Here is a 23,821-nt window from a genome sequence, read left to right on the forward strand (position 1 = left end):
TGGTCCAGGACCGCGCCGCCGTTCCAAGACACCGCGAAGGAAGACCATTCACATGAGCACCCCGATCCCCGTCCCCGAGGACTTCGAGGCCAGCGTCCAGCACGCCGTCGACCAGGACGACAAGGCGCGGCAGATCGTCGACGAGGCGCTCGAGAAGGGCCTGGAGCGGGTGTACCTCGTCGGGTGCGGCGGATCGCACTTCGGCACGTACCCGGCGTTCGACCTGCTCGACCGCTACGCGTCGGCGTTCACGACCCAGCGCATCACCAGCGCCGAGCTCACCTCGCGCGACCCGATCGGCCTGGACGAGCACGCGCTCGTCGTCGCCGCGTCGCACTCGGGCAACACCCCCGAGACGGTCGCCGCCGCGCGTTTCGCCCGCGAGAAGGGCGCGACCGTCGTCGGCATCGCTCGCGAGGGCGACAGCGGGCTGGCGGAGGCGTCGCACCTGCACCTCGACTACCCCGACACGATCACCGTGACCGAGCCGAAGCTCGTCCACAACGAGCAGATCGCCGCGGCGCTGCTCGACCGCACCGGCGCCGCGGACGTCGCCGCCCGCCTGCGCGCCGGCATCCCCGCCCTCCCCGGCGCGCTGCGCGCCGTCAAGGACGAGATCGCCGAGGCCGGCGAGCGCGTGGCCGACGTCGTCGCCGACGCGCCGCTGACGTACGTCGTCGGCGCCGGCCCGGCCTACGGCATGGCCAAGATGATGGCGTGGTGCTACTTCCAGGAGATGCAGTGGATGGACGCGGCCGCGATCAACGGCGGCGACTTCTTCCACGGTCCGTTCGAGCGCATCCTCGAGGACACGCCGCTCGTCGTCCTGCAGGCCGAGGACGCCAGCCGGGCACTCGGCGAGCGTGTCGTGCGCTTCGGCGAGACCTACACGTCGAAGCTGGGTGTGGTGGACACCGCGACCCTGTCTCTCCCCGGCATCCCCGCCGAGAGCCGCGCCGACCTCAGCGTCGTGGCGCTGATGAGCGCCGAGCGCCGCGTGCTCGACCACGTCGCCGCGCGCCGCGGCCACGACACCTCCGTCCGCCGGTACATGTACAAGGTCAGCTACTGATGAGACTGCTGGGGGTCGGCGACAACGTCGTCGACCGCTACCGGGCGCTGGGGAGGATGTTCCCCGGCGGCAACGCCGTGAACGTCGCCGTGTTCGCCTCGCGCCTGGGGGCGGACGCGGCGTACCTCGGCGTCGTCGGCGACGACGAGGCCGGCCAGACGGTGCTGCAGAGCCTGCGGCAGGAGTCCGTCGGCACGGGCCTCGTCACCGTGACGGAGGGCCCGAACGCCTACGCCGACGTCGACGTCGTCGGCACCGACCGGGTGTTCCTGGGGTCGTCCAAGGGCGTGTCCGTGTTCGAGCCGACCGACGAGCAGTTCGCCGCCATGGAGGCGTTCGACGTCGTCCACGCCGGGTACGCCGGCAGCTTCCTGCCCCACGTGCCCGAGATGGCGCGGCGCACGCGCGTGTCGTTCGACTTCGGCAGCCGTTTCGGGCTCGAGACGGCCGCGCCCGTGCTGCCGCACCTGTACCTCGCCGCGTTCTCGTCGAGCCACCGCAGCGACCGCGAGAGCACCGAGCTCGCGCAGGCAGCGGTCGCGGGGGGCGCGACGTACGCGCTCGCGACGCGCGGCGAGAACGGCGCCTACCTCGCCTCCGAGCGCTGGCTGATCCATCAGGAGGCCGATCGGGTGCAGGTCGTCGACACGCTGGGCGCGGGCGACGCGTTCATCGCCAGCGTCCTCGTGGGGCTGCTGGCCGGGCGCGACCGCCGCAGCGTCCTCGCCGCCGCCAGCGCGCACGCCGCGCAGGTCTGCCTCGCGCACGGCGCGTTCGGCTACGGCGTCCCGTTCCAGCCGTCGGCGGAGGCCGGCGGCGCACAGAAGGTCAACACAGAGGTGAACAGATGAGTCTGAGGATCGGCGTCGACACGGGAGGGACGTTCACCGACGTCTGCGCGTTCGACGAGGCGGACGGGCGCGTGCACGTCCGTAAGGTGTCGAGCACGCCCGACGACCCGGGCCGCGCGATCGTGCAGGGCGTCGCCGAGCTGCTGGAGCAGATCGGCGACCGCGAGATCGGCGAGGTCTCCTACTTCGCCCACGGCACGACCGTGGGGACGAACGCGCTCCTCACCGGCCGCGGCGTCACGACGGGCCTGATCACCACCAAGGGGTTCCGCGACCTGCTCGAGCTCGGCCGCGGCCGCCGGCCCGACATGTACGACCCGCAGGCAGACAAGCCCGAGCCGTTCGTCGCCCGCCGTCACCGCCTCGAGGTGACCGAGCGCGTGCGGCACACCGGCGCCGTCGAGACGCCGCTCGACGAGGACGAGGTCCGCGCCGCGGTCCGGTTCCTCAAGGGCGAGGGCGTCGACTCCATCGCCGTCTGCCTGCTCTACAGCTACCTGTTCGCCGACCACGAGCGCCGCATCGGCGAGATCATCGCGGAGGAGCACCCGGACGCGTACGTCTCGCTGTCCTCCGAGGTGCTGCCGGAGTTCCGGGAGTACGAGCGCCTGTCGACCGTCGTCACGAACTCGTACGTCGGCCCCGTCGTCTACCGGTACCTCGCGCGGCTGCGCGCCACGCTGGCGGAGAACGGCCTGCGCGCCGTGCCCCACGTGACGCAGTCCAACGGCGGCGTCATCCCGTTCCAGACGGCCGAGTCGATGCCGGTGCGCCTCGTGCTCTCCGGCCCCAGCACGGGCGTGGTGGGCGCCGCGGAGATCTGCGCGAGCGCGGGCTTCCCGGACATCATCACGTTCGACATGGGCGGCACGTCCAGCGACATCTCCCTCGTGCAGGGCGGGCGCCCGAAGGTCACGGCAGGCATGGAGCTCGACGGCCGACCGATCCGCTCTCCCATGCTCGACATCCACACGGTCGGCGCCGGAGGCGGATCCATCGGATGGATCGACAGCGGGGACCACCTGCGCGTCGGCCCGCAGAGCGCCGGCGCCTTCCCCGGGCCTGCCTGCTACGGCAACGGCGAGGAGGCGGCGGTCACCGATGCGAACGTCGTGCTGCAGATGCTCAACCCCGAGTACCTGCTGAACGGGCAGATGAAGATCGACCGCGAGGCCTCCGTCCGCGCGGTCGAGCGCCTGGCGCGGCCCCTGGGCCTGACGGTCGAGGAGGCCGCGCTCGGCATGCTGCGCGTCGTCACCGCCAACATGGCGCGCGCCATCCGCGTCGTCTCCGTCAAGCGCGGCTACGACCCCCGCGACTACGCGCTGGTGCCGTTCGGCGGCGCGGGCCCGCTGCACGCCTCGCGCCTGGCGCGCGAGCTGGGCATGCGCACGATCGTCGTGCCCGAGGTGCCCGGGGCGCAGTCGGCCCTGGGGCTGCTGATGACGGACGTGCGCACCGACTTCATGCGCACGCAGATCACCGTCATCTCGCCCGACCACCTCGACGAGCTCCGCGCCGGATTCGACGTGCTCGAGCAGCAGGCCGACGCGTGGTTCGCCCACGAGGACATCGACGCGTCGGACCGCGGCAGCGTGCGGCGACTCGAGCTGCGCTACGCCGGGCAGAACTTCGAGCTCGCCGTCGAGGTGCCGGACGGGCCGCTCGACGAGGAGCTCGTCGGGCGCATCGTCGAGGAGTTCCACGCGGCGCACGAGCGGGTGTACGGCTATCGGTCGCCCGAGTCGCGCATCGAGGCCGTGACCTTCCGGCTCGAGGCCAGCGGACAGGCCGCCCGCGTCGAGCTGCGTGAGGACGCGATGTCGGGGGAGGACGCCGGCGGCGCCGTCGTCGGCACCCGCGAGACGTGCTTCGACCCGGCGGCGGGCTACATCTCGATCCCCGTGTACGACCGGTCTCTGCTCGCCCCCGGGAACCGGATCTCCGGCCCCGCGATCGTCGAGCAGATGGACACGACCACCGTGCTGCTCCCGGGCGACGAGTGCACGGTCGACACCCTCAGGAACCTCGTCATCCGGACAGGAGAGCAGCGATGAGCGCAGACGACAAGGCCCTCGACCCGGTGCTGGTGGAGGTGGTGGGGTCGGCCCTCGCCACGATCGTGGAGGAGATGAGCGAGACGCTCGTCAAGGCCGCGTTCTCGCCGAACATCAAGGAGCGGCGCGACTGCACGGCGAGCCTGTTCGACGCGCAGGGCCGGGCGATCGCGCAGGACGAGGGCGGCTCGCCCATGCACCTGGGCTCGCTCATGGGGATCGTCGACGGGATCCGGAGCCGCTTCGGCGACGACGACATCCGCGAGGGCGACGTCTTCATCGGCAACGACCCCTACACCGGCGGCGGCTCGCACCTGCCCGACATCGTGCTCGCGCTGCCGATCTTCGTCGACGGCGAGGTGCACGCGTGGGCGGCGTCGCTGGCCCACCATGCCGACTTCGGCGACCGCGGCCATGCGCACATCTTCCAGGAGGCGATCCGCATCCCTCCGGTGCACCTGATCCGCGAGGGGGTGCTGCAGCAGGAGCTGCTGGAGGTGTTCCTGCTCAACTGCCAGATCCCGGAGGAGCGCAAGGCCGACCTGAACGCGCAGCAGGCCGCGTTGCGGGTGGCGCAGACGCGTTACCTCGAGCTGGTGCAGCGCTACGGCGCCGAGCAGACCTCCGCGGTCGCGCGGGAGCTGCTCGACTACACCGAGCGGCGCACGCGTGCGGCCATCGCCGAGATGCCCGACGGCGTCTACGCGTTCGAGGACCTCTTCGACGCACCCGAGCTGGACGACGAGCTCATGCTGCGGGTGGTGATCACCGTGCGCGGCGATGAGCTGCACTTCGACTTCCGCGGCAATCCCGCGCAGGTGCGGGCGAGCGTCAACGTCGTGTGGACCGGCCTGTACGCGTCGGTCTACTACACGGTGAAGACCCTGATCGACCCCGACATCGCGCCCAACGCGGGCCTGTACCGGCCGGTGACGATCGTGGCCGACGAGGGGTCGATCCTCAACTGCACGGCGCCCGCCGCGGTCAACGGGCGCATCGAGACGTGCCAGCGCGTGGTCGACCTGATCCAGGGCGCCCTGGTCGAGGCGCTTCCCACGCGCGTCACCGCGGCCTCGAACGGCGCGGTGACCGGCGTGCACTTCTCGGGATACGACGCCGTGCGCGGCCGCGACTTCGTCTACCTCGAGACGATCGGCGGGGGATCGGGGGCACGGCACAACAAGGACGGGCTCGACGGTATCCAGGTGCACATGACCAACACGTCCAACCTGCCGGTCGAGGCCCTCGAGGCCGAGTACCCGCTCATGGTCGAGGCCTACGAGCTGCGCGGCGGCTCCGGCGGCGACGGCGAGCACCGCGGCGGCATGGGAATCCGGCGCAAGGTGCGCGTGGAGGCGCCCGACGTGCACTTCTGGCTCGACACGAGCCGGCAGCGGTCGCAGCCATGGGGCCTGGCCGGCGGCGAGCCCGGCGCCTCGTCTCGGGTCGAGCTGAGCGAGGACGCCCGCCCGGTCGATCACGGCTACACGGTGCTGCAGCCGGGTCAGACGGCCTCGATCGAGACCGCCGGCGCCGGCGGCTACGGCGACCCCGCCCGCCGTTCCGCCGAGGCGAGGGCGGCCGACGTCGCCGACGGGCGGCTGCAGGGCTAGACACCGCGCGCCGTCGGCGTCCCTGGCGGGTTCAGACCGGCCGGGACGTCGACGCGCGCGTGATGAGCTGGGCGTCGAGCAGCATGTCGCTCGGCACCTCTCCGATGCGCCGGATCCGCGCGATCAGCATGTTGGCGGTCGCGGCGCCCAGCCGGTATCGGGGCTGGTCGACGACGGTCACGGCGGGGCGCACGAGGGTGGTCCACTCCTGGTCGTCGAAGCCGACGAACGAGAACGCGCCGGGCAGCGACAGGTCGCTGTCGACGATGTGCGTGTACGCGCCGAGCGTCAGCACGGAGTCGGTGCAGTACAGTGCCGTGAACCGCCGGCTCTGCAGCGCCTCGGCCACGGCGGCGCGCGCCGAGTCGGCGTCGTAGGCGGACGACAGCACGAGCGCGGGGTCGACGGGGATGCCGTGCGCCTGCAGCGCGTCCAGGTAGCCGAGCAGTCGCTGGTGGGACGGCCGCAGGGTGTGCGCGTCGTCGGTGCCGCCGCGAAGCTCGTCGAGGCTGCCGGCGGCCTCGGTGACGATCGCGATGTCGTGGTGCCCCAGCTCGATCAGGTGCTCGACGGCGGCGCGCGAGGCGGCGATGTGATCGACGGACACGAGGGGCACGTCGGCGAGCGCCGGCATGCGACGGTCCAGCAGCACGACGGGGATGTCGTCGTCGACGAGGGCCCGGACGCTGCCGGGGTCGTCCTCGAAGACCGGGGCGACGATGAAGCCGTCGACCTGCTTCTCGCGGAGCACGTCGATGGCACGGGCCTGGATGTCGCGGTCGTTGTCGGTGTTGCCGAGGAGGACCTCGAAGCCCGCCGCGTGCGCCGCGTCGCTGGCGCCTCGAACCACGGCCGAGAAGAAGGGGCTGGCGACGTCGGGGATGACGATGGCCAGCGTGTTGCTGGTCCCGGAGATCATCGCCTTGGCCAGGGCGTTGGGCCGGTAGCCGAGGCGTTCGGCGGCGTCCTGCACCCGCTGCTGCGTGGCCGGGCTCGCGGAGCCTCGGCCGGCGAGCACCCGGGCCGCCGACGACTTCGAGACGCCTGCCTCGCGGGCGACGTCGACGATGGTGACGGTGTGAGCGCGTCGTGCCATGGGACCTTCCTGTCGGGCGCCCGCGATCGCGGTGGCACCGTTCCCTTTCGGCTGATCGTAGCCGGGTGCCCCCGGGGACGCCGCGAGGGTGTTACGAACGAGTTACGCCTGCACCACGGTATTGACACCGTTCCCAACTTGCCGCAGAGTGACTGCCATGACAGATTGGGATCGTTCCCAATCATCGTGCACCCTCCAGCACCGATGGACGGGCACGAGGGCCGTGCCTGTCACGCCGCACGCGATGAAGAGACGAAGAAGTCGTCGCGTGGGCCAGTCCCAGCTCACCCGAGGAGTCCCCATGGCATCACCCTTCCCGACCAGCCCCGGCGGTCGCGCGCGCCGGCTCGCGGTCATCGCCTCCGTCTCCGTCGCCGCGCTCGGCCTCGCCGGCTGCGCCGGCGGAACCGACGGCGGTGACGACGTCCTGCTCTACGGCCTCGACAGCGACGTGCCCAACCTGGTCACGCCGCAGAACCAGGGCTCGGCCTCGATGATCCTGAACGCCGCGCTGCACCGCGGCCTCGTGCAGTACGACGCGGAGGGCCAGATCGTGCCCGCGCTCGCGGAGAGCTGGGACGACGAGGGCTCGCAGAGCTTCACGTTCCATCTGCGCGACGACCTGACGTTCCACGACGGCAGCGAGCTGACGAGCGAGGACGTCAAGGCCACGCTCGAGTACATCGCCGACCAGGACAACTCGGCCAAGCTCTACGCGGCCGCCTCGGGCATCAGCTCGATCGAGACGCCCGACGACACGACCGTCGAGGTCGAGCTCGCCGCTCCCGATGCGGCGTTCCTGTCCTTCCTCGCCGACGTCTCCGGGGCGATCCTGCCGAGCGAGTCGCTGGGTCAGGACGAGCCGACCTACGTCGGCGCCGGCCCGTTCCAGTACGTCAGCTACGAGCAGGGCTCGAGCTTCGTGGTCGAGGCGTTCGACGGGTTCTACGGAGCCGACGACGTCCAGCTCGACGGCATCGAGTTCCAGATCATGGCCGACCAGACGGCGCGCGACAACGCGCTGCTCAGCGGCAGCGTCGACGCGGTCTCGTTCGTCGGGTGGAACAGCTACGACCAGGTCGAGCAGAACGACTCCCTCGTGCTCGACCGCACGGAGGGCCCGTTCATGTACCTCGTGTTCAACACGACCGAGGACAGCCCCTTCTCCGACCCGCTCGTGCGTCAGGCCGTCGCGTACGCCGTGGACCGCCAGGGCGTCATCGACTCGGCGCTGGCGGGGCAGGGCGAGCCGCTCAACGGGATGCCGATTCCCGAGAACAGCGACTACTACGACGAGCAGTACGCCGACTACTACGAGCAGGACCTCGACAAGGCGCGCGAGCTGCTCGCCGAGGCCGGCTACCCCGACGGGTTCACCGCCCGGATGCTGTCGTCGTCGCAGTACGACTTCCACGAGAACACGGCAGTCTCGGTGCAGGCCGACCTCTCGGAGATCGGCATCGAGCTCGAGATGAACCTGCCCGACTGGCCGACCCGCCTCGAGCTCGGCGCCGCCGGCGACTACGACATCGCCGTGTACGGCACGAGCGGCCTGACGAACGATCCCGCGTTCCTCTCCGAGATCCTGACGCCGAGCGGCTCGCAGAACGCCTCGTACGGCTACGACGACCCGAAGGTCGCCGAGCTGCTGGCCGCGGGGCGCGCCGCGACCGACACCGCCGAGCGGCAGGCCGTCTACGACGAGCTGTCCGAGTACGTGCTCGAGCAGGCGCCGATCGTGACCTTGGCGTGGCGAGCCCAGGCGTTCGGCTACAGCGTGGACGTCACCGGGTTCAGCAACATCCCCGGGTTCCTGACGTTCGACTCCGGCTACACGCTGGCGAACACCGGCCTGAAGTAACCCACTGGTGACGGGGAGCGGCCACCGCGTGGCGCTCCCCGTCACCTCGTGGCCCCCGTCACCACGTAGAGAGAGATGCACCGCCGATGGCCCTGAACATCCTGAGACGCCTGCTCGCCGGCGTGGTGCTGCTGTTCGTCGTCGCGACCGTCGTGTTCGTCGCCCTGCAGCTCGTCCCGGGAGACCCCGCGCGCACCATCCTCACCGGCACCGGGGCGACGCCGACCGAGGAGGCGGTGCAGGCACTGCGCGACGAGCTGGGGCTCAACCTGCCGCTGTGGCAGCAGTACGCGGCCTTCCTCGGCCAGCTCGCGACGGGATCGCTCGGCGAGTCGCTGCAGAACGGCCAGCCGGTGCTCGACCTCGTCGCACAGCGCCTGCCTCGCACCCTGATCCTGATCCTGACCTCGACCGTCGTGTCGGTGCTGCTCGGGGTGCTGATCGGCGCGACCGCGGCGCGGTTCTCCGCCGGGCGGGGCGCGTGGTGGGACCGCGTGGTGCTCGCCGCCACGTCCGTGGGGGTGGCGGTGCCGTCGTTCGTCGCCGCCGTACTGCTCGTCTACGCCTTCGGCGTGCAGCTGCAGTGGCTGCCCTCCGGCGGGTTCGTGCCGTTCGAGCGCAATCCGGCCGGGTTCTTCCAGAGCCTCATCCTGCCCACCGCGGCGCTCGCCGTCGGCTTCACCGGGACCGTCGCGCGGATGACCCGCTCGTCCGTCCTCGGCGTCGGCAACCAGGACTGGGTGCGCACCGGCCGGGCCGTAGGGCTGCGCGAGCGCACCGTCTTCCTGCGGCATGTGCTGCGCAACTCGCTCTCTCCCGTGCTGACGGTCACGGGCCTGCAGATGGGCGCGATGCTCGGCGGCACCGTCATCATCGAGCGCGTCTTCAACTACCCGGGCCTGTCGGGCCTGCTGATCGACGCCGTCACGCAGCGCGACTATCCGATCGTGCAGGGCGTGGTGCTCGTCATCGCCGCGCTGTTCGTGGTGCTGAACATCGTCGTCGACATCGCCTACGGCTTCCTCGACCCGAGGGGAAGGAACTGATGACCCCGCTGAACTCGCTCCTGCGGCAGCTGCGCCGCCCCGGCCCGGCCGCGGCAGCGATCTTCCTCGTCCTCCTGGTGCTGGTCGCGCTGCTCGCAGACGTCATCGCCCCGTACAGCTCGATCGCGCAGAGCAGCGAGCGTCTCGCCGGGCCGAGCGCGGCGCACTGGCTCGGCACCGACCAGTTCGGCCGCGACACCCTCTCGCGCCTGATCGTCGGCTCTCGCGTCGACCTGCTGGTGTCGGTCGGCGCGACCGCGGTCGCGACCGTGCTCGGCGTCGTGGTCGGCCTCGTCGGCGGGTCGTCCCGCGGCCTGGTGGGGCTGCTGTCGATGCGTGCCGTCGAGGTGATCCTCGCCTTCCCGCCCATCGTCTTCGCGCTGCTGATCGTGACGCTGTTCGGCCAGGGCGAGTTCACGATGATCGCGACCATGGGCATCCTGTTCGCCCCCGCGTTCGCGCGCGTCGTCTACGGCGAGGTGCTCACGATCCGCAACCTCGAGTACGTCCAGGCCAGCGAGGTGATCGGCAGCCGCCGCACCCGCATCCTGTTCCGCGTGATCCTGCCCGGCGTCATCCCGCCCGTGCTGGTGCAGGTGTCGCTCACGCTGGCCTCGACGATGCTGCTCTCGGCGGGCCTCAGCTTCCTCGGGCTCGGGGTCGTGCCGCCGACGCCGTCGTGGGGATCGATGATCGGCGAGGGCCAGGCGCTCATGCTGACCAGCCCGCTGCTGCTGTTCGTCAGCTCGGGCGTGATCGTCGCGACCATCCTCGCGTTCTCCGTGCTGGCCGACGCGACCGAGCGCGGCCTGGATCCGCGGCGCCGCGCACGCTCGCCGCGAGCCCCGCGCTCGCGGCCGACGCCGCCGCGCACGCAGGTGATCCCGCTCAACGTCCAGAAGAAGATGGAGACGATGCCATGAGGTTCGGCGCGCACAGTCAGATGTTCGTCCACGACATCCGCGAGGACGTGGACGGGGTCTTCGACGCGGTCGCCGGCTTCGGTCTCGCCGCGATCGAGATCAACACGCCGGACGCGGCGGTCTTCCCGCTCGACGAGGTGCGCCGCGCCGCCGAGCGCACCGGCCTCGAGGTCGTGATCGGCACCGCGCTGGGCGCCGAACGATCCACCATCGCCGACGACGAGGCGGCACGCCGACGCGGCATCGAGCACCTGCGCGGCTGCGTCGAGATCGCGGCCGCGCTCGGCGGACACCGCGTCTCGGGCGGCGTGCACTCGGCCAACGGCGCCTTCCACGGGCGCGGGCGCTCGCCGGAGGAGTGGGAGCGGTCGGTCGCCGCCCTGCGCGAGGTGGCCCCGGACGCCGAGGCCGCCGACGTCACCCTCACCGTCGAGCCGGTGAGCCGTTACTCCGGCTACTTCCTCAACACCGCCGACGACACCGTGCGCCTGGTGGACCAGGTCGGCTCGAGCCACGTGCGCGTGCAGCTGGACACGTTCCACATGAACATCGAGGAGGACGACACCCCGGCCGCCATCCGGCGCGTCGGCGACCGGCTCGCCCACTTCCACGCGGTCGAGAACAACCGCGGCGTGCCCGGCACCGGGCAGGTGCCGTGGCGCGACGTGTTCGCCGCACTGCGCGACGTCGGCTACGACGGTCTGATCGTGTTCGAGCACTTCCCCGTGGAGCTGCGCGACATGGCCGTGCGCACGCACACGTGGCGTCACATCGCGTCGTCGGCCGAGGTCTGCTCGCGGGCGCCCCGCCTTCTCGAGGAGCTCGCCCGATGAGCGCCCCGACGCCGGGCGAGCCGCTGCTCGTCGCCGACGCGGTCGGCATCTCGTTCGAGACGCCCGACGGCGTCGTCGACGTCACGCGGGACATCTCCTTCGAGGTCGGCGCGGGCGAGACCGCCGCGCTCGTCGGCGAGTCGGGATCGGGCAAGACCGTCACCGCGATGTCGGTGCTCGACCTGCTCCCGGCGACGGCAGGCCGGTCGGGCGCGATGCGGTACCTCGGCGAGGACCTCTTCACGGCGCCGGCGGAGCGCATCCGCCGGCTGCGCGGCGGCGAGATCAGCATGATCTTCCAGGAGCCGATGACCGCGTTCAATCCCGTCTACACGGTCGGGCGGCAGATCTCCGACGCGATCCGCGCGCATCGGCCGATGTCGCGGGCCGCCGCTCTGACGGAGGCGACCAGGCTGTTGGCGGACGTGGGCATCCCCGAGCCCGCCCGTCGTGTGCGCAGCTATCCGCACCAGCTCTCGGGCGGGCAGCGTCAGCGGGCGATGATCGCGATGGCGATCGCGAACGATCCGGACCTCCTCATCGCCGACGAGCCGACGACCGCGCTCGACGTCACCGTGCAGGCGGAGATCCTCGCCCTGCTGCGTCGGCTGCAGAAGGAGCGGGGGATGGGCATCCTGCTCATCACCCACGACATGGGCGTGGTGGCCGAGATGGCCGACCGGGTGGTCGTGATGGAGAAGGGCGACGTCGTCGAGCAGGCGGGCGTCTTCGAGCTGTTCGCCGCTCCCACGCAGCCCTACACGCAGGCGCTGCTCGCCGCGGTTCCCCGCGCCGGGAGCGTCGCGGCACCGGAGCGCGCGCCGCAGGCGACGGACGGGGCTCCGGCGCTCGAGCTGCAGGGACTGAGCGTCCGCTACCCCGGGTCGTTCCTCAAGAAGGGCTTCCTGGCCGTCGAGGACGTCTCGCTCACGATCCCGCAGGGCGAGGTCCTCGCTCTGGTCGGAGAGTCGGGGTCGGGCAAGTCGACCATCGGCAAGGCCGTCGTCGGCCTCGTGCCGACGGAGGGCGGCGAGCTGCGCATCGCCGGCAAGGACGTCCGCAAGACGTCAGCCGGGCAACGGCGCGAGCTGCGCCGCTCGTTCGCGATGGTGTTCCAGGACCCGGCGTCGTCGCTCAACCCCCGGCAGAGCATCGGCGAGAGCATCATGGAGCCGTTCGTCGTGCACCGCCCCGAGATGGGCCGCGCCGAGCGGAACACGAGGGTGAGCGAGCTGCTCGAGCGCGTCGAGCTGCCGTCCGCGTGGCACTCGCGCTATCCCCATGAGCTCTCCGGCGGGCAGCGGCAGCGCATCGGCATCGCCCGGGCCCTCGCGCTCGAGCCGGCGCTGCTGATCGCCGACGAGCCGACGAGCGCGCTCGACGTGTCGGTGCAGGCGGCCGTGCTGGAGCTGTTCCGCACGCTGCAGCGCGAGCTCGGCTTCTCCTGCCTGTTCATCAGCCACGACCTCGCTGTCGTCGAGCTGCTCGCCTCCGAGGTCGCGGTGCTGCGCGCGGGCCGGCTCGTCGAGCAGGGCGCGACCGCGTCCGTGCTGCGGGCCCCGCGCGAGGAGTACACCCGTCGGCTGGTGGAGGCCGCACCTGTGCCCGACCCCGTCCTTCAGCGGGAGCGGGCCGCGAAGCGCCTCGCGGTGGGGAACTGACGAGGCGCTGACGCAGGGCGCGGGGTGGCGGGCTCGGCCCGGGCCGCCCCGCGCCACCACCTCGAAGCGGACCTCCCTAGTATCCTGTACGGACAGCTAGCGGACGGGGGCGGATGTGGACGACGACGTGGCTCTTCTCGAGGAGGTGCGCTCGCAGGCACCGGAACGGACGCTGTCGCGCTTCACCCGCGCTGATGCGCTGGCGCTGGGCCTCCGTGCGCTGTCGTTGGCGGAGCAGGACGGTCTTCCTGTCGCCATCCGGGTCACTCGTGGCGAGCAGGTCGTGTTCCACGCCGCGCGGGAGGGCGCGACCGCGGAGCACGACGGCTGGGTGCGTCGTAAGGCCAGGTCGGTGCGCACGCACGAGGTCTCCAGCCTCGAGCTCGTGCTTCGCCAGCGTGTGACCGGGCGTGCTCTCGACTGGCTGGACCCCCGGGAGTTCGCGGTGGCAGGCGGTGCCGTGCCAATCGTCGTGGGAGATGCCGTGGTCGGCGTCATCTCCGTGTCTGGCCTCGTCGGTTCGATCCGCGATGATCACGACCTGGCGATGGCGGCACTCAGGGGTCTGGACATACGCGCCTCGACGAGTGGCGGGGGCGCGTGATGGTCCCTGTCCCTGCCGGCATCGATCGGCGTTCGTCGGTGCCCTTCTACTCCCAGCTCAAGGACATCATCGTCGCCGACATCGTCGCGCGCGGTCTCGAGGCCGGAGACCGCCTGCCCGGCGATCACGAGCTGTGCGAACGGTACGACATCTCACGCACCGTCGTGCGTCAGGCTCTGCTCGAGCTCGAGCACGAGGGGTTCATCCGGCGGGAGAAGGGGAGGGGGACCTTCGTCCACGACCCGCGTACGTCGCGCGGGATCGGCGGGGCGCTGGTGGGGTCCTTCGAGGACATCCAGGGCGGCGAGGGGGCGCAGCACTCCCGGCTTCTGCGGCGAGGGTTCGTGCCGGCGAGTGCGAGAGTGGCGTCCGACCTCGGGGTCGATGAGGGGACGGAGGTCGTGGAGATCGAGCGCCTCCGCGAAGTGGACGGCGAGCCCTGGGCCTTCACGCGCACCCAGCTGCCACGTGACGTCGGCGAGCCGTTGCTCCATGCGGTCCTGGAGGATGTCTCGCTGTTCGGGATCCTCGAACGCGAGTACGGCGTGGTGTTCGAGCGCGCCCAGCGCACGATCGTCGCCGAGCAGGCGTCTGATCAGGTCGCCGAGGCGCTGAGGATGGTGTCGGGCGCGCCAGTGCTCGTCATGCGCAGTGTCTCGTTCGACCGTGCTGGACGGGCGATTGAGCGATTCGCAGGCTTTCATCGAGGTGATCGCAGCCGGCTCGACGTCGAGGTGCGGCATCTCCTGGCTTGACATCCTGTAATTACAGGTTGCATCATTGTCTCGCACCCGCGAAGAGGCGGGTTCCCGAGCAATGGAGCAGAGCATGGCAATCAAGGCGCGAACCGGGGTCTTCCTCGGTGTGGGTGTGCTCGCCGTCGCAGCGATCGCGACCACGGTCATCGTCAACGTGGTGCAGAACTCGTCGCGCGACGACGACGTCGTGACGTGGTGGGTGCCGGACTGGGATTACGAGGTGGCCGTCGAGCTCGTCGACGAGTTCGAACAGGAACACCCGGGCATGTCCGTGGAACTGGTGCAGACCACGGGCGACACGGTGGCGAACCGTACGTCCGTGGCGCTGGACTCCGGCAACGTCCCCGACGTGATCACCGAGTCCGTCGCTCGCGTGCGCGGCTACGCGGACAAGGGGCAGCTCGCCGACCTGAGCGGACTGTTCGGCGCCGACATCCCCGCCGACGACTTCGCTCCCGGGCTCATCGACGCCCTCTCCGTTGACGGTGCGACGTACGCGATGCCCTACCGTTGGGCCACCAACGCCCTGATCTACAACCCCGAGCTGTTCGAGGCGGCAGGCATCGAGGAGCCGCCGGCCACCTGGGACGAGTTCGTCGAAGACGCGCGTGCTCTCACGAAGGACGGCGTGGTCGGCACGGCGTGGCCCATCCAGGGCGACCCGAGCGACCTGACGCTCCGCTTCCTGGAGTTCGCGGTGTCTGAGGGTGCGACGATCACCGACGGGGCGCCCGAGCTGACGGAGGAGTCGACGGAGGCCGCCGTGGAGATGCTGGGCGGCGCGATCGCGGAGGGCTGGGCCAGCCCGAGCTCGTTCGAGCTCGACAACACCGGCATCCGGGAGCTCTTCCTGCAGGGACGGGTCGCGATGTACCCGGGAGGCGTCTTCGACGTGGCGGAGGCCCAGGCGCAGGGCGCGCCGATCGCCACCGCTCTCCTTCCCGGGCCCGAAGGCCCCGGCACCGCCCTCGGCGTCGGATGGGCGCACGTCGTGCCGGAGGGTTCCGCGCACAGGGACGGTGCGGAGGAGCTCGTGCGTTTCCTCGCGGAGCCCGAGAGCATGGCCGCGCTCACGCTGACCTTCCCCGCGCGCCTCAGCGCGTCCGAGGAATCGAAGTTCCAGACGCCCGAGCGGGTGGCATACGCCCAGCAGCTCGCGGAGCACTCGGTTCCGGCGCCCTACGACCCGCGGTGGACCGCGTCTGTCCAGGCGGTGCACGACCAGATCCAGGAGGTCGCGCTGACCCGGAAGACGGCCCAGGAAGCGGCGGCGGACATCCAGCAGGTCGTCGACCGGGCATTCGCGGAGTGACACGGGGATGAGTGTTCAGAACCTCGCTGCGGGAACGGCCGGGCGGCGTCGACGCACCGGTCGCCCCGTGGCGCTCATGGTGCCTGCCCTGTTGCTCACCGCGGTGCTGATGATCGTTCCGATCGTCACGACCGTGATCCGGGTGATCAGCGACGGCGGGGAAGGACTCGTGCGACTGTTCGCCATGCCGAGCATCGGACCGGTCTTCCTCAACACCCTGGTCTGGACGCTCGTCTCCGTCGCGGGCGCGGTGCTGATCGGATATCTCGGCGCCCTGGTGCTGCAGTCGAAGCACCTTCGCGGCGTGGGCCTGTGGCGCGCACTCGTCATGGTGCCGTGGATCATCCCGGGGGTCGTCGCGGCCACCATCTGGCGGTGGACGCTGTCGACCGACTACGGCATCCTCAATCAGACTCTGCTCGACCTCGGCCTCATCGACGCTCCCGTCCGATGGCTGTCCAACCCGGACATCGTGCTGGTCGCGGTCGCCCTGATCCAGATCTGGGTCACCGCGCCGTTCGTGATGCTGATGGTCTCCGCCGCGCTGGCGGGCATCCCCGAGGAGCGCTACGAGGCCGCCCGTCTCGACGGGGCCGGCGGCGCGACGATCTTGTGGAGCATCATCCTGCCGGCCATCCGCACCACCACCGGCATCTGCGTGCTGACGCTTGCGATCTGGGCGCTGAACTCATTCACGATCATCTATGTGACCACCAGCGGGGGCCCCGCCGGGGCATCGACGATCCTTCCGATCCTGCTGTATCAGGCCTTCCAGAACGGCGACCAGACGCTCGTCTACGCCGTCGCCCTCGTCCAGCTCGTCATCGGCGGCGTCTTCGCCGTGATGTTCGCCCGTACCATGCGCACCGACCTGGAGGAGCAGTCGTGAACCGGTCACTGATGCGGAGCCTGTCGATCGCGGGGGTATGGGTCCTGCTTGCGGTCATCCTGCTCTGGAGCCTCGCGCCCGTCGCGGTGATGGCGTTCACGTCGTTCAAGCCGCGGGCGGACATCTTCGCGGTGCCCACCACGCTGCTCCCCAGCACATGGACGTGGGGCAACTACGTGACGGTCTTCACGGCGTCGACGATGCCGCAGGCGCTGCTGAACTCCGTCGTGGTCGGGCTGCTGGTCGCCGTGGCGACGCTGATCTTCTGCTTCAGCGCCGGCTACGCCCTCGCCCGCTTCCGCTTCCGCGGCTCCCGTCCGCTGGCGCTCGTGATTCTCCTGGGGCAGGTCGTGCCGTTGACCGTGGTGCTGCTTCCGCTTTACCAGATCGTCTCCGGAATGCAGCTCTTGGACACCACCATCGGCCTGGCCTTCGCGCACCTCGCGATCACCGTGCCTCTGGTCACGTGGATGGTGCGCAACCAGATCGTGGCGATCCCGGTCGAGCTGGAGGAGGCCGCACAGATCGACGGCGGAAGCCGATTCGATGCGGTCACCTACGTCACCCTCCCGATCTGCGGCCCGGGCCTCGCCGCCGCGGGCATGTTCGCGTTCCTGCAGTCTTGGCACGAGTTCCTGTTCGCGTCGGTGATGACGAGCTCGACGGCCGCGCGCACCGCGCCGGTGTCGCTGACGGAGTTCGCCAACGAGTTCAGTGTCGACTGGGGGGCCACGATGGCCGCCTCCGTCGTGTTGACGCTGCCGATCGTGATCCTGTTCGTGGCGATGCAGCGCTACTTCGTCGGCGGCCTGACGGGTGGGGCGGTGAAGGGATGAGGATCACGGACATCCGGTGCGCGCGCATCGGCCGCAGCCCGATCGTGCGGATCGTCACGGACGAGGGCATCGACGGATTCGCCGAGATCGAGTTCTCGAAGCCGCTCGCCATCGCGCGGACCCTGGAGATCTATCGTCCGCTGCTGCTGGGCATGGATCCCACGGAGGTGGAGCGATGCATGCTCCGCATCCGCCGGATGGGGGGCACGAAGCCTTGGGGCGCCGTCGTCTCCGCGCTGGAGATCGCTCTGTGGGACGTGGCCGGCCGTGCGCTGAACGTCCCCGTGCACCGGCTGCTGGGCGGAAAGGTGCGCGACCGGATCCGCGTCTACAACGGCGGCATCCGAACGACCCTCGGCGCGCACACGCCGGAGGACTACGCCGCCTCCATGCGCTACATGACCGAGTCGCCCGAGGGGTTCTCGATCTTCAAGGAGGGAGTGGGCCTGCACGGTTTCATGGCCCCGAACACCCCGGACTTCCTCTATGGCGACCTGCGCGAGGGGCCGCTCCACCCGAACCGTGGCACTCTCACCCCGAGCGGCGTCAGCCACATCGTTGACACCGTCGCCGCGATGAAGGACGTCGTCGGTCCGCATCGCCGGCTGGCGCTGGATATGGGGCCAGGGTGGACGGTGCCGGATGCGATCAACGTGCTCCGCGCGCTGGAGCCGTTCGACATCGCCTGGGCCGAGGATCTGCTCACGGGCGACTTCGTGCCGTGGAACGACGTGTCCGGCTATCGCGAGGTGACGACCTCCACCTCGGTGCCGACCCACACGGGGGAGCAGCTGTACCTGCGCCAGAACTTCCGCGAGCTGATCGAACAGCGCGCCGTGCGCGTGATCGGCCCCGACCCCGGGGACGTGGGCGGGCTGGCCGAGCTGAAGTGGATAGCGGAGCTCGCCGACCTGTACGGCATCGGTATCGCTCCGCACGGCGTCAGCAGCGGACTGCTCGGACTGGCAGCACTGATCCAGGTGTCGGCGACGCTCCCCGACAACCTGATCGCGTTCGAGTACCCGACCGCCGCCGACCCGTGGTGGTACGACATCGTCGACGGATTCGACACGCCGATCGTCGTCGACGGGCACGTGCGTGTCGGCGACCGTCCCGGCCTCGGCATCGACTTCGACCGGGAAGCTGCTGGCGCCCGCCTGGAGCCCGGCGCCGAGGACTTCTTCGACTGGAACCCGCGAGAGGACTGACCGATGGAATGGACACGACGCCCCCTGGGCGGCACCGGCTTGAGCATGACGCCCCTGACCGTCGGCGGAGCGCCGCTCGGCTCTATGCCCAAGAACTTCGGCTACGAGGTGGCCGAAGAGGACGGCGTCGCCACCGCCGTCGCCGCGCTCACCGGCCCTATCCGGTCGCTCGACACGTCATGTGCGTACAGCGACGGCGAGTCGGAGCGACGCATCGGCATCGCCCTCGAACGTGTCGGTGGCCGGCCGGATGACTTCGTGCTGGCCACCAAGGTGACCCGCGACCTGCGCACGGGAGACTTCTCCGGGGCGCAGATGCGCCGCGCCATCGAGGGCAGCCTCGCCCGCCTCGGCGTCGACCGCGTTCCCCTGCTCTACCTGCACGACCCTGAGAACACGACCTTCACCGAGGCCACCGCCCGCGGCGGGGCGGTCGACGTGATCCGCGCGCTTAAGGATGAGGGCATCGCCGGCGCGATCGGGGTTGCGGGAGGCGACACCAGGATCATCTCCGAGTACGTCGCGACGGGCTACTTCGACGTGCTCCTCACCCACAACCGATGGACGCTGGTCAACCGCACAGCTAACGCGATGATCGACCTCGCCCGCGAACACGGCATGGGTGTCGTGAACGCTGCGGTTCTGGGTGGCGGGATCCTCGCCACCGGTGCCGGCGCGTCGACCCGGTACGGCTATCGCGAGGCGCCCGAGGTGCTGCTGAACGCGATCCGCGAGGTCGAGCGCCTCTGCCATGAGGCCGACGTGCCGCTGGCCGCCGCCGCTCTGCAGTTCTCGACCCGCGATCCCCGCATCGCGACCACCATCGTGGGCGTTTCCCGGCCCGAGCGCATCGCCGACAACGTCGCCGCCATCGAGCTCGACATCCCTGACGCGCTGTTCGACGAGATCGACCGCATCGCCGCCACCCTGCCGGCCGACATCGGCCCCCGCTGACCCACCTGGAGGAGCTCATGGCCATCCGCACCGCCATCATCGGTTTCGGCACCGGCGGACGAGTGTTCCACGCGCCGCTGATCGCGTCGGACCCACGGTTCGAGATCGTCGCGATCGTCACGCGCGACCCGGGGCGAGCGTCCGCTGCCGCCGAGTACGCGAGCGCCGAGGTGATCGCGGATCCGGAGAGGGTGCTCTCTCGCAACGACCTCGACCTGGTGGTGATCACCAGCCCGAACGAGACGCATGCCGCGCTCGCGCGGCGCGCGATCGCCGCGCGCATTCCAGTGGTGGTCGACAAGCCGCTCGGCGTGTCCAGCGCCGAGGCGCGTGCCCTCGTGGATGAGGCCGAGGCGGCGGGGGTGCCGCTGACGGTGTTCCAGAACCGCCGGTGGGACGGCGACTTCCTCACGCTGCGTCGGCAGATAGACGACGGTGTGCTGGGAGAAGTGCACCAGTTCGACTCGGCTTTCGAATGGTGGGCTCCGCAGCTCACCGACCGCTGGAAGGACACCGCTATCCCCGAAGCCGGTGGCGGGATCCTCTTCGACCTCGGCCCCCACCTCATCGATCAGGCGCTGCAGCTATTCGGCGATGTCGTCGAGGTCCATGCCGAGCTCGACCGGCGACGGCTCGGGGCTAGGAGCGACGACGACTCCTTCCTGTCGCTCACCCACGAGAGCGGTGTGCGGAGTCGGCTCTGGATGAGTGCGACGGCGCCGGCGAATCGGCCGCGATTCCGCGTCGTAGGTTCGCAGGCGGTGTTCACCTCGCACGGCCTCGACCCCCAGGAGCCGCAGTCGATCGCGGGACGGAGGCCGCTGGACCCGGGTTTCGGCGTGCACGACGACGGTCGCACGGCGACGATCGCCGGGCCGCATGGCGAGCACGACGTCCCACTGCTCGCTGGGGAGCACAGGGCGTTCTACCGTGTGCTCGGGGGCGCGCTGATCGGGGACGGTGCGCTTCCCGTGAACTCGCTCGACGCGGTGCGGGGCCTGGAGATCATTGAGACCGCGCTCGGGCGCTGACGCAGGGCGCGGGGTGGCGGGCTCGGCCCGGGCCGCCCCGCGCCGCCCTCACGGCGTCAGCCGGTGACGTCGCCGTCGACGTACATCCAGCGGCCGCCGCGCCGTTCGAACCGGGCGTGCTCGGCGAGCGCGCCCATCATCGGCGAGCCCGTCGCGTCCGTCTCGTAGATCGCCACGAAGTCGACGGTCGCGTCGTCCGACGCGCTGATCTCCAGGCCGGTCCACCGCAGGCGGTCGTCGAACGTCAGGTCGTCGGGCTGCGGGCGCGTGCGCGGATGCCAGGTGCGCAGCAGGTGCTCGGCGTCGTGCTTCGCGTAGGCGCTGTACCGCGAGCGCATCAGCTCCTCGGGGGTCTCGGCGAGCCGGGCTCCCGAATGCAGCGGGCCGCAGCACGCGGCGTACACGCGCCCGGATCCGCAGGGGCAGGGCTCGGCGATGCTCACCGATCCAGCCTACGGCGGCCGGACGCGGTGATGGCCGCGCCCCAGGGGGACGCGGCCATCACGGGGCGAGCCGGGGTCAGCCGACCTTCTTCCAGGGACCCCACTTGTCGCCGGGCTCCTGGTTGCGGGTCCACCATTTGGCCTCGTAGGTCGAGCCCTCGTAGGTGACCGTGTCGCCGGCGTTGAAGATGCGCGACGCCGTCCATGCGGGCACGCCGTTCTCGTCCTCCACGCCGAGCTCCTGCCACGGCCCGTACGGGTCTCCCGGGCGCTGGCCCTGGGTGTACCAGGTGGCCAGCCACTCCGCGCCGTCGTAGGACACGATCTCCCCACCCGTGTAGACGGTCTGGGCGTCCCACTCCGGCACCTCGGGCGCCTCCGTGGCGCGCGTGACGTCGAGGGTCAGCGTGCCCTTCTTGGCGTTCTGCGCCGTGACGGCGATAGATGTGCCCGTGCCGCCGACGATCACGGAGTTCTGCGGGTTCTCCTCGTCGTAGTAGGCATACGGGTCGGTGTCGTCGAAGACCGACACCGGCTTCTGCCGGGGCACGTCCAGCGTCGTCAGACCCGCCTCCGTCTCGCGATGCAGCGAGATGCGGTCGGTCTTCTCGAGGCCGAAGGTCGCGTCGAACGACTGGATGCGCTGGCGGACGAGTGTGCCGTCCGACCACGTCAGCGCCTCGGCGCGGGCGTCGACGGGGAGCGCCTCGCCGCCGCCCGGGTGCTGCGACGTGTTGTTGTCGCCGTAGAGGCTGTTCACGTACCAGACGAGCATGCCGTCCTGGTAGGGGAAGTGCTCGACCTTGTCGGGGTTCGAGAGCGTCCAGCCGAAGTTGTACGGTCCGGTCTGCAGGGTCGCGTCGTAGCCGCCGTACACCCGGTTCTCCGCGATGTAGAAGTGGCTGTACGGCTGCAGGTAGCCGCCGTTCTCGATCACCGAGAAGCCCTCGAGGGTCCAGTCGCTTGCCCCGTCGTCCGTCGTGAGCGGATCGCCCACGGCGATCTCGTCGACCTGGAGCCCCGGGTAGGTGGCGGCCACGTCGGTCCAGTAGCGGAAGCGCACCTGCGCGGTCTGGCCCGCGTAGGCCGACAGGTCGGCGGTCAGCGCCTCCCAGCCCTCGGTGGCGCCGCTGATGCCGAAGCCGGCGTTCTGGCCGTTCGGGTCGTCGGGATCCGAGTGGTTCGTCTCCACGGCGGTCCAGGTGGCGCCGCCGTCCGTCGTCACCTCGACGTAGGCGTAGTCCCAGCCCTCCTCGATCTCGTAGTCGACCTGTGCTGTCAGCTCCCCGCCGTCGGGCACCGTGAACTCCGGACTCGTGGCCGTGACGTCGAGGTTGTCGCCCGAGCCCGAGTAGAGCTGCTTCGTGCCGGAGAAGGCCTCGCCCACCTCGACGAACTGCTCGCCGTCGGGCAGGTCGACGATCGCCGCCTGCGCCCCTCGGGTGTTGGCGTGGTACGCCGGGCCGAGATCGACCGTGCCGTCGGCGTCCGCTTCGACGACCTCGTAGTCCAGCCAGCCGAGGAACAGCTTCTCGTTGGGCCCCATGTGGTTCGGCGTGGTGCCGATGGTGCCGTCGCCGTGTCCCAGCCACGAGCCGGAGCTCATCAGCGTCCAGAAGGCGGTGCCGTTCTCGCCGCCCTGGGTGTCGTAGTAGTCCGGCAGGCCGAGGTCATGGCCGAACTCGTGGGCGAACACGCCGAGGCCGCCGTTCTCGGGCTCGGTCGTGTAGTCGCGGATCCAGATGTCGCTGTCGCCGATCTGGACGCCGCCGAGCGGCAGGTACGCCGAGGGGCCCTCCACGCCGAGACCGGCCTGGCCGGCGGCCCACCGGTGCGACCAGATGGTCCACTCCTCGCCACCGGCCTCCTCGCCCACGCCGGCGTGCACCGCCTGGAAGTGGTCGATGTAGCCGTCGGGCTCGTTGATGATGCCGTCGCCGTCCATGTCGTAGCGGTCCCACACGTCGTACGACTGCAGCTCCGCGACGATCTCGTCCTTGGTCTTGCCGGCGGCGATCTGCGAGTCGTACCAGGCGTCGGCGGTGTCCTGGATGAACCGCGTCATGTCGTCCTGGGACTCGGTCTGGCCGTAGGACGCCTCGTTGTTCTCGACCTGGACCCAGCCGGTGACCGCGCCCTCGAGGTCGAAGCGACCGGACGACATCTCGTCGTACACGCCCCTCATCGACTCGCCGTCGCCGAAGAACATGTCGTCGTAGTGCTCCTGCGAGAAGTCCGGCAGCCAATAGGTCGAGTTGTCCTCGGCCCCCGGCTCCGGGATCTCGTTGCGCAGCGGCCCGGCAGGGGCGTCGGGGAAGCGCGAGTCGACCGTGTCGCCGAACTCGACGAGGATCGTGAACAGCTGGGCCGTCTCTGCCGTGCCGTACTCGACGAACTCGCCCGGCTTGAGCTCGACCACCGAGCTCTTGGCGTCGCCGCTGCCCTTGGTCTTGACCTGGACGTCGCCCGTGGCGACCAGCTCAGCGGCCTTCTGCTTCGTGGCCGTGCGCTTCTCGGCGAGGGCGTCCGGCCGGTTGTGGCTGTGTTCCTCGGTCGGCTGGGCGTCCGCGTCCGGCGCGGGGGCCGACGTCGCCGAGGCGGCGGTCGGGACGAGAAGCGAGCCGGTCAGCAGGATCGCCGCCGTACCGAGCGCGCAGGCGGTCAGACGCCGCGGCGTCCGACCTGAGCTGAAGAGTGTCTTCACTGTTCCTCCGGGGATCGGATGATCGGCGGTCAGGATGACCGTCGATCGCGCCGAGCGCGAATGCACGAG

The 23,821-nt window shown here is 70.6% G+C and carries 20 protein-coding genes; 17 read left to right on the forward strand and 3 right to left on the reverse strand.

What is annotated here, in order from left to right:
* Positions 1 to 52 precede the first annotated feature (52 nt).
* From K5S26_RS11920 to K5S26_RS11935, 4 genes are read left to right on the forward strand one after another with little or no spacing between them, the layout of a single operon-like run.
* Complete coding sequence (locus K5S26_RS11920; protein ID WP_221858283.1) at positions 53 to 1,072, forward strand: SIS domain-containing protein; 1,020 nt, start codon at positions 53 to 55, stop codon at positions 1,070 to 1,072.
* Positions 1,072 to 1,923 (forward strand): PfkB family carbohydrate kinase, encoded by an 852-nt coding sequence (locus K5S26_RS11925; protein WP_221858284.1) that lies wholly within the window; start codon positions 1,072 to 1,074, stop codon positions 1,921 to 1,923. Before K5S26_RS11920 ends, K5S26_RS11925 begins: the two co-directional genes overlap by 1 nt.
* The gene (locus K5S26_RS11930) at positions 1,920 to 3,980 is read left to right on the forward strand and encodes a hydantoinase/oxoprolinase family protein (RefSeq protein WP_221858292.1); all 2,061 of its coding nucleotides are present in this window, start codon (positions 1,920 to 1,922) and stop codon (positions 3,978 to 3,980) included. The genes K5S26_RS11925 and K5S26_RS11930 overlap by 4 nt, the downstream gene beginning before the upstream one ends.
* On the forward strand, positions 3,977 to 5,593 hold the full coding sequence (locus K5S26_RS11935) for a hydantoinase B/oxoprolinase family protein (RefSeq protein ID WP_221858294.1): 1,617 nt from the start codon (positions 3,977 to 3,979) through the stop codon (positions 5,591 to 5,593). The genes K5S26_RS11930 and K5S26_RS11935 overlap by 4 nt, the downstream gene beginning before the upstream one ends.
* 31 nt (positions 5,594 to 5,624) lie before the next feature.
* Here the strand turns inward: K5S26_RS11935 and K5S26_RS11940 are convergent, their stop codons facing one another.
* Positions 5,625 to 6,689 (reverse strand): LacI family DNA-binding transcriptional regulator, encoded by a 1,065-nt coding sequence (locus tag K5S26_RS11940; protein ID WP_221858296.1) that lies wholly within the window; start codon positions 6,687 to 6,689, stop codon positions 5,625 to 5,627.
* Positions 6,690 to 6,990: 301 nt separating this feature from the next.
* On the opposite strand from K5S26_RS11940, the gene K5S26_RS11945 reads away from it, so the two are divergent.
* The 13 genes from K5S26_RS11945 to K5S26_RS12005 all read left to right on the forward strand — a co-directional run bounded on the left by K5S26_RS11945 (position 6,991) and on the right by K5S26_RS12005 (position 20,605).
* The gene (locus tag K5S26_RS11945; protein ID WP_221858298.1) at positions 6,991 to 8,550 is read left to right on the forward strand and encodes an ABC transporter substrate-binding protein; all 1,560 of its coding nucleotides are present in this window, start codon (positions 6,991 to 6,993) and stop codon (positions 8,548 to 8,550) included.
* Positions 8,551 to 8,636: 86 nt separating this feature from the next.
* Positions 8,637 to 9,596: an ABC transporter permease gene (locus K5S26_RS11950; protein WP_221858300.1), complete on the forward strand. Its 960-nt coding sequence runs from the start codon at positions 8,637 to 8,639 to the stop codon at positions 9,594 to 9,596.
* A complete protein-coding gene (locus K5S26_RS11955; protein WP_221858309.1) occupies positions 9,596 to 10,519 on the forward strand; it encodes an ABC transporter permease in 924 nt (307 codons plus the stop codon). The genes K5S26_RS11950 and K5S26_RS11955 overlap by 1 nt, the downstream gene beginning before the upstream one ends.
* Positions 10,516 to 11,352, forward strand: coding sequence for a sugar phosphate isomerase/epimerase family protein (locus K5S26_RS11960; protein ID WP_221858311.1), 837 nt, complete (start codon positions 10,516 to 10,518; stop codon positions 11,350 to 11,352). Before K5S26_RS11955 ends, K5S26_RS11960 begins: the two co-directional genes overlap by 4 nt.
* Positions 11,349 to 13,013 (forward strand): ABC transporter ATP-binding protein, encoded by a 1,665-nt coding sequence (locus tag K5S26_RS11965; RefSeq protein ID WP_221858313.1) that lies wholly within the window; start codon positions 11,349 to 11,351, stop codon positions 13,011 to 13,013. The genes K5S26_RS11960 and K5S26_RS11965 overlap by 4 nt, the downstream gene beginning before the upstream one ends.
* Before the next feature lie 115 nt (positions 13,014 to 13,128).
* The gene (locus K5S26_RS11970) at positions 13,129 to 13,617 is read left to right on the forward strand and encodes a heme-binding protein (protein ID WP_221858317.1); all 489 of its coding nucleotides are present in this window, start codon (positions 13,129 to 13,131) and stop codon (positions 13,615 to 13,617) included.
* Positions 13,617 to 14,372, forward strand: a complete 756-nt coding sequence (locus K5S26_RS11975; RefSeq protein WP_221858318.1) for a GntR family transcriptional regulator — start codon at positions 13,617 to 13,619, stop codon at positions 14,370 to 14,372. The genes K5S26_RS11970 and K5S26_RS11975 overlap by 1 nt, the downstream gene beginning before the upstream one ends.
* 73 nt (positions 14,373 to 14,445) lie before the next feature.
* The gene (locus tag K5S26_RS19020) at positions 14,446 to 15,687 is read left to right on the forward strand and encodes an ABC transporter substrate-binding protein (protein ID WP_221858321.1); all 1,242 of its coding nucleotides are present in this window, start codon (positions 14,446 to 14,448) and stop codon (positions 15,685 to 15,687) included.
* A gap of 7 nt (positions 15,688 to 15,694) precedes the next feature.
* Complete coding sequence (locus K5S26_RS11985; protein ID WP_221858323.1) at positions 15,695 to 16,576, forward strand: carbohydrate ABC transporter permease; 882 nt, start codon at positions 15,695 to 15,697, stop codon at positions 16,574 to 16,576.
* Positions 16,573 to 17,412 carry a carbohydrate ABC transporter permease gene (locus tag K5S26_RS11990; RefSeq protein ID WP_221858325.1) on the forward strand — a complete coding sequence of 280 codons (840 nt, stop codon included), beginning with the start codon at positions 16,573 to 16,575 and terminating at the stop codon, positions 17,410 to 17,412. The genes K5S26_RS11985 and K5S26_RS11990 overlap by 4 nt, the downstream gene beginning before the upstream one ends.
* Positions 17,409 to 18,620: a mandelate racemase/muconate lactonizing enzyme family protein gene (locus K5S26_RS11995; protein WP_221858327.1), complete on the forward strand. Its 1,212-nt coding sequence runs from the start codon at positions 17,409 to 17,411 to the stop codon at positions 18,618 to 18,620. Before K5S26_RS11990 ends, K5S26_RS11995 begins: the two co-directional genes overlap by 4 nt.
* Before the next feature lie 3 nt (positions 18,621 to 18,623).
* Positions 18,624 to 19,574 carry an aldo/keto reductase gene (locus tag K5S26_RS12000; RefSeq protein WP_221858329.1) on the forward strand — a complete coding sequence of 317 codons (951 nt, stop codon included), beginning with the start codon at positions 18,624 to 18,626 and terminating at the stop codon, positions 19,572 to 19,574.
* A 17-nt stretch (positions 19,575 to 19,591) separates the two neighbouring features.
* On the forward strand, positions 19,592 to 20,605 hold the full coding sequence (locus K5S26_RS12005) for a Gfo/Idh/MocA family protein (protein WP_221858346.1): 1,014 nt from the start codon (positions 19,592 to 19,594) through the stop codon (positions 20,603 to 20,605).
* Positions 20,606 to 20,661: 56 nt separating this feature from the next.
* Here the strand turns inward: K5S26_RS12005 and K5S26_RS12010 are convergent, their stop codons facing one another.
* Positions 20,662 to 21,048, reverse strand: a complete 387-nt coding sequence (locus K5S26_RS12010; RefSeq protein ID WP_221858348.1) for a YchJ family protein — start codon at positions 21,046 to 21,048, stop codon at positions 20,662 to 20,664.
* A gap of 76 nt (positions 21,049 to 21,124) precedes the next feature.
* The gene (locus K5S26_RS12015) at positions 21,125 to 23,752 is read right to left on the reverse strand and encodes an immune inhibitor A domain-containing protein (RefSeq protein WP_221858356.1); all 2,628 of its coding nucleotides are present in this window, start codon (positions 23,750 to 23,752) and stop codon (positions 21,125 to 21,127) included.
* Positions 23,753 to 23,821 lie beyond the last annotated feature (69 nt).

Source organism: Microbacterium marinilacus (assembly GCF_019753765.1).
Lineage (GTDB): Bacteria > Actinomycetota > Actinomycetes > Actinomycetales > Microbacteriaceae > Microbacterium > Microbacterium marinilacus.

Coding starts and splice junctions, on each gene's coding strand:
- K5S26_RS11920 (WP_221858283.1), top strand. CDS start 53: ATGAGCACCCCGATCCCCGTCCCCGAGGACTTCGAGGCCAGCGTCCAG.
- K5S26_RS11925 (WP_221858284.1), top strand. CDS start 1,072: ATGAGACTGCTGGGGGTCGGCGACAACGTCGTCGACCGCTACCGGGCG.
- K5S26_RS11930 (WP_221858292.1), top strand. CDS start 1,920: ATGAGTCTGAGGATCGGCGTCGACACGGGAGGGACGTTCACCGACGTC.
- K5S26_RS11935 (WP_221858294.1), top strand. CDS start 3,977: ATGAGCGCAGACGACAAGGCCCTCGACCCGGTGCTGGTGGAGGTGGTG.
- K5S26_RS11940 (WP_221858296.1), bottom strand. CDS start 6,689: ATGGCACGACGCGCTCACACCGTCACCATCGTCGACGTCGCCCGCGAG.
- K5S26_RS11945 (WP_221858298.1), top strand. CDS start 6,991: ATGGCATCACCCTTCCCGACCAGCCCCGGCGGTCGCGCGCGCCGGCTC.
- K5S26_RS11950 (WP_221858300.1), top strand. CDS start 8,637: ATGGCCCTGAACATCCTGAGACGCCTGCTCGCCGGCGTGGTGCTGCTG.
- K5S26_RS11955 (WP_221858309.1), top strand. CDS start 9,596: ATGACCCCGCTGAACTCGCTCCTGCGGCAGCTGCGCCGCCCCGGCCCG.
- K5S26_RS11960 (WP_221858311.1), top strand. CDS start 10,516: ATGAGGTTCGGCGCGCACAGTCAGATGTTCGTCCACGACATCCGCGAG.
- K5S26_RS11965 (WP_221858313.1), top strand. CDS start 11,349: ATGAGCGCCCCGACGCCGGGCGAGCCGCTGCTCGTCGCCGACGCGGTC.
- K5S26_RS11975 (WP_221858318.1), top strand. CDS start 13,617: ATGGTCCCTGTCCCTGCCGGCATCGATCGGCGTTCGTCGGTGCCCTTC.
- K5S26_RS19020 (WP_221858321.1), top strand. CDS start 14,446: ATGGCAATCAAGGCGCGAACCGGGGTCTTCCTCGGTGTGGGTGTGCTC.
- K5S26_RS11985 (WP_221858323.1), top strand. CDS start 15,695: ATGAGTGTTCAGAACCTCGCTGCGGGAACGGCCGGGCGGCGTCGACGC.
- K5S26_RS11995 (WP_221858327.1), top strand. CDS start 17,409: ATGAGGATCACGGACATCCGGTGCGCGCGCATCGGCCGCAGCCCGATC.
- K5S26_RS12000 (WP_221858329.1), top strand. CDS start 18,624: ATGGAATGGACACGACGCCCCCTGGGCGGCACCGGCTTGAGCATGACG.
- K5S26_RS12005 (WP_221858346.1), top strand. CDS start 19,592: ATGGCCATCCGCACCGCCATCATCGGTTTCGGCACCGGCGGACGAGTG.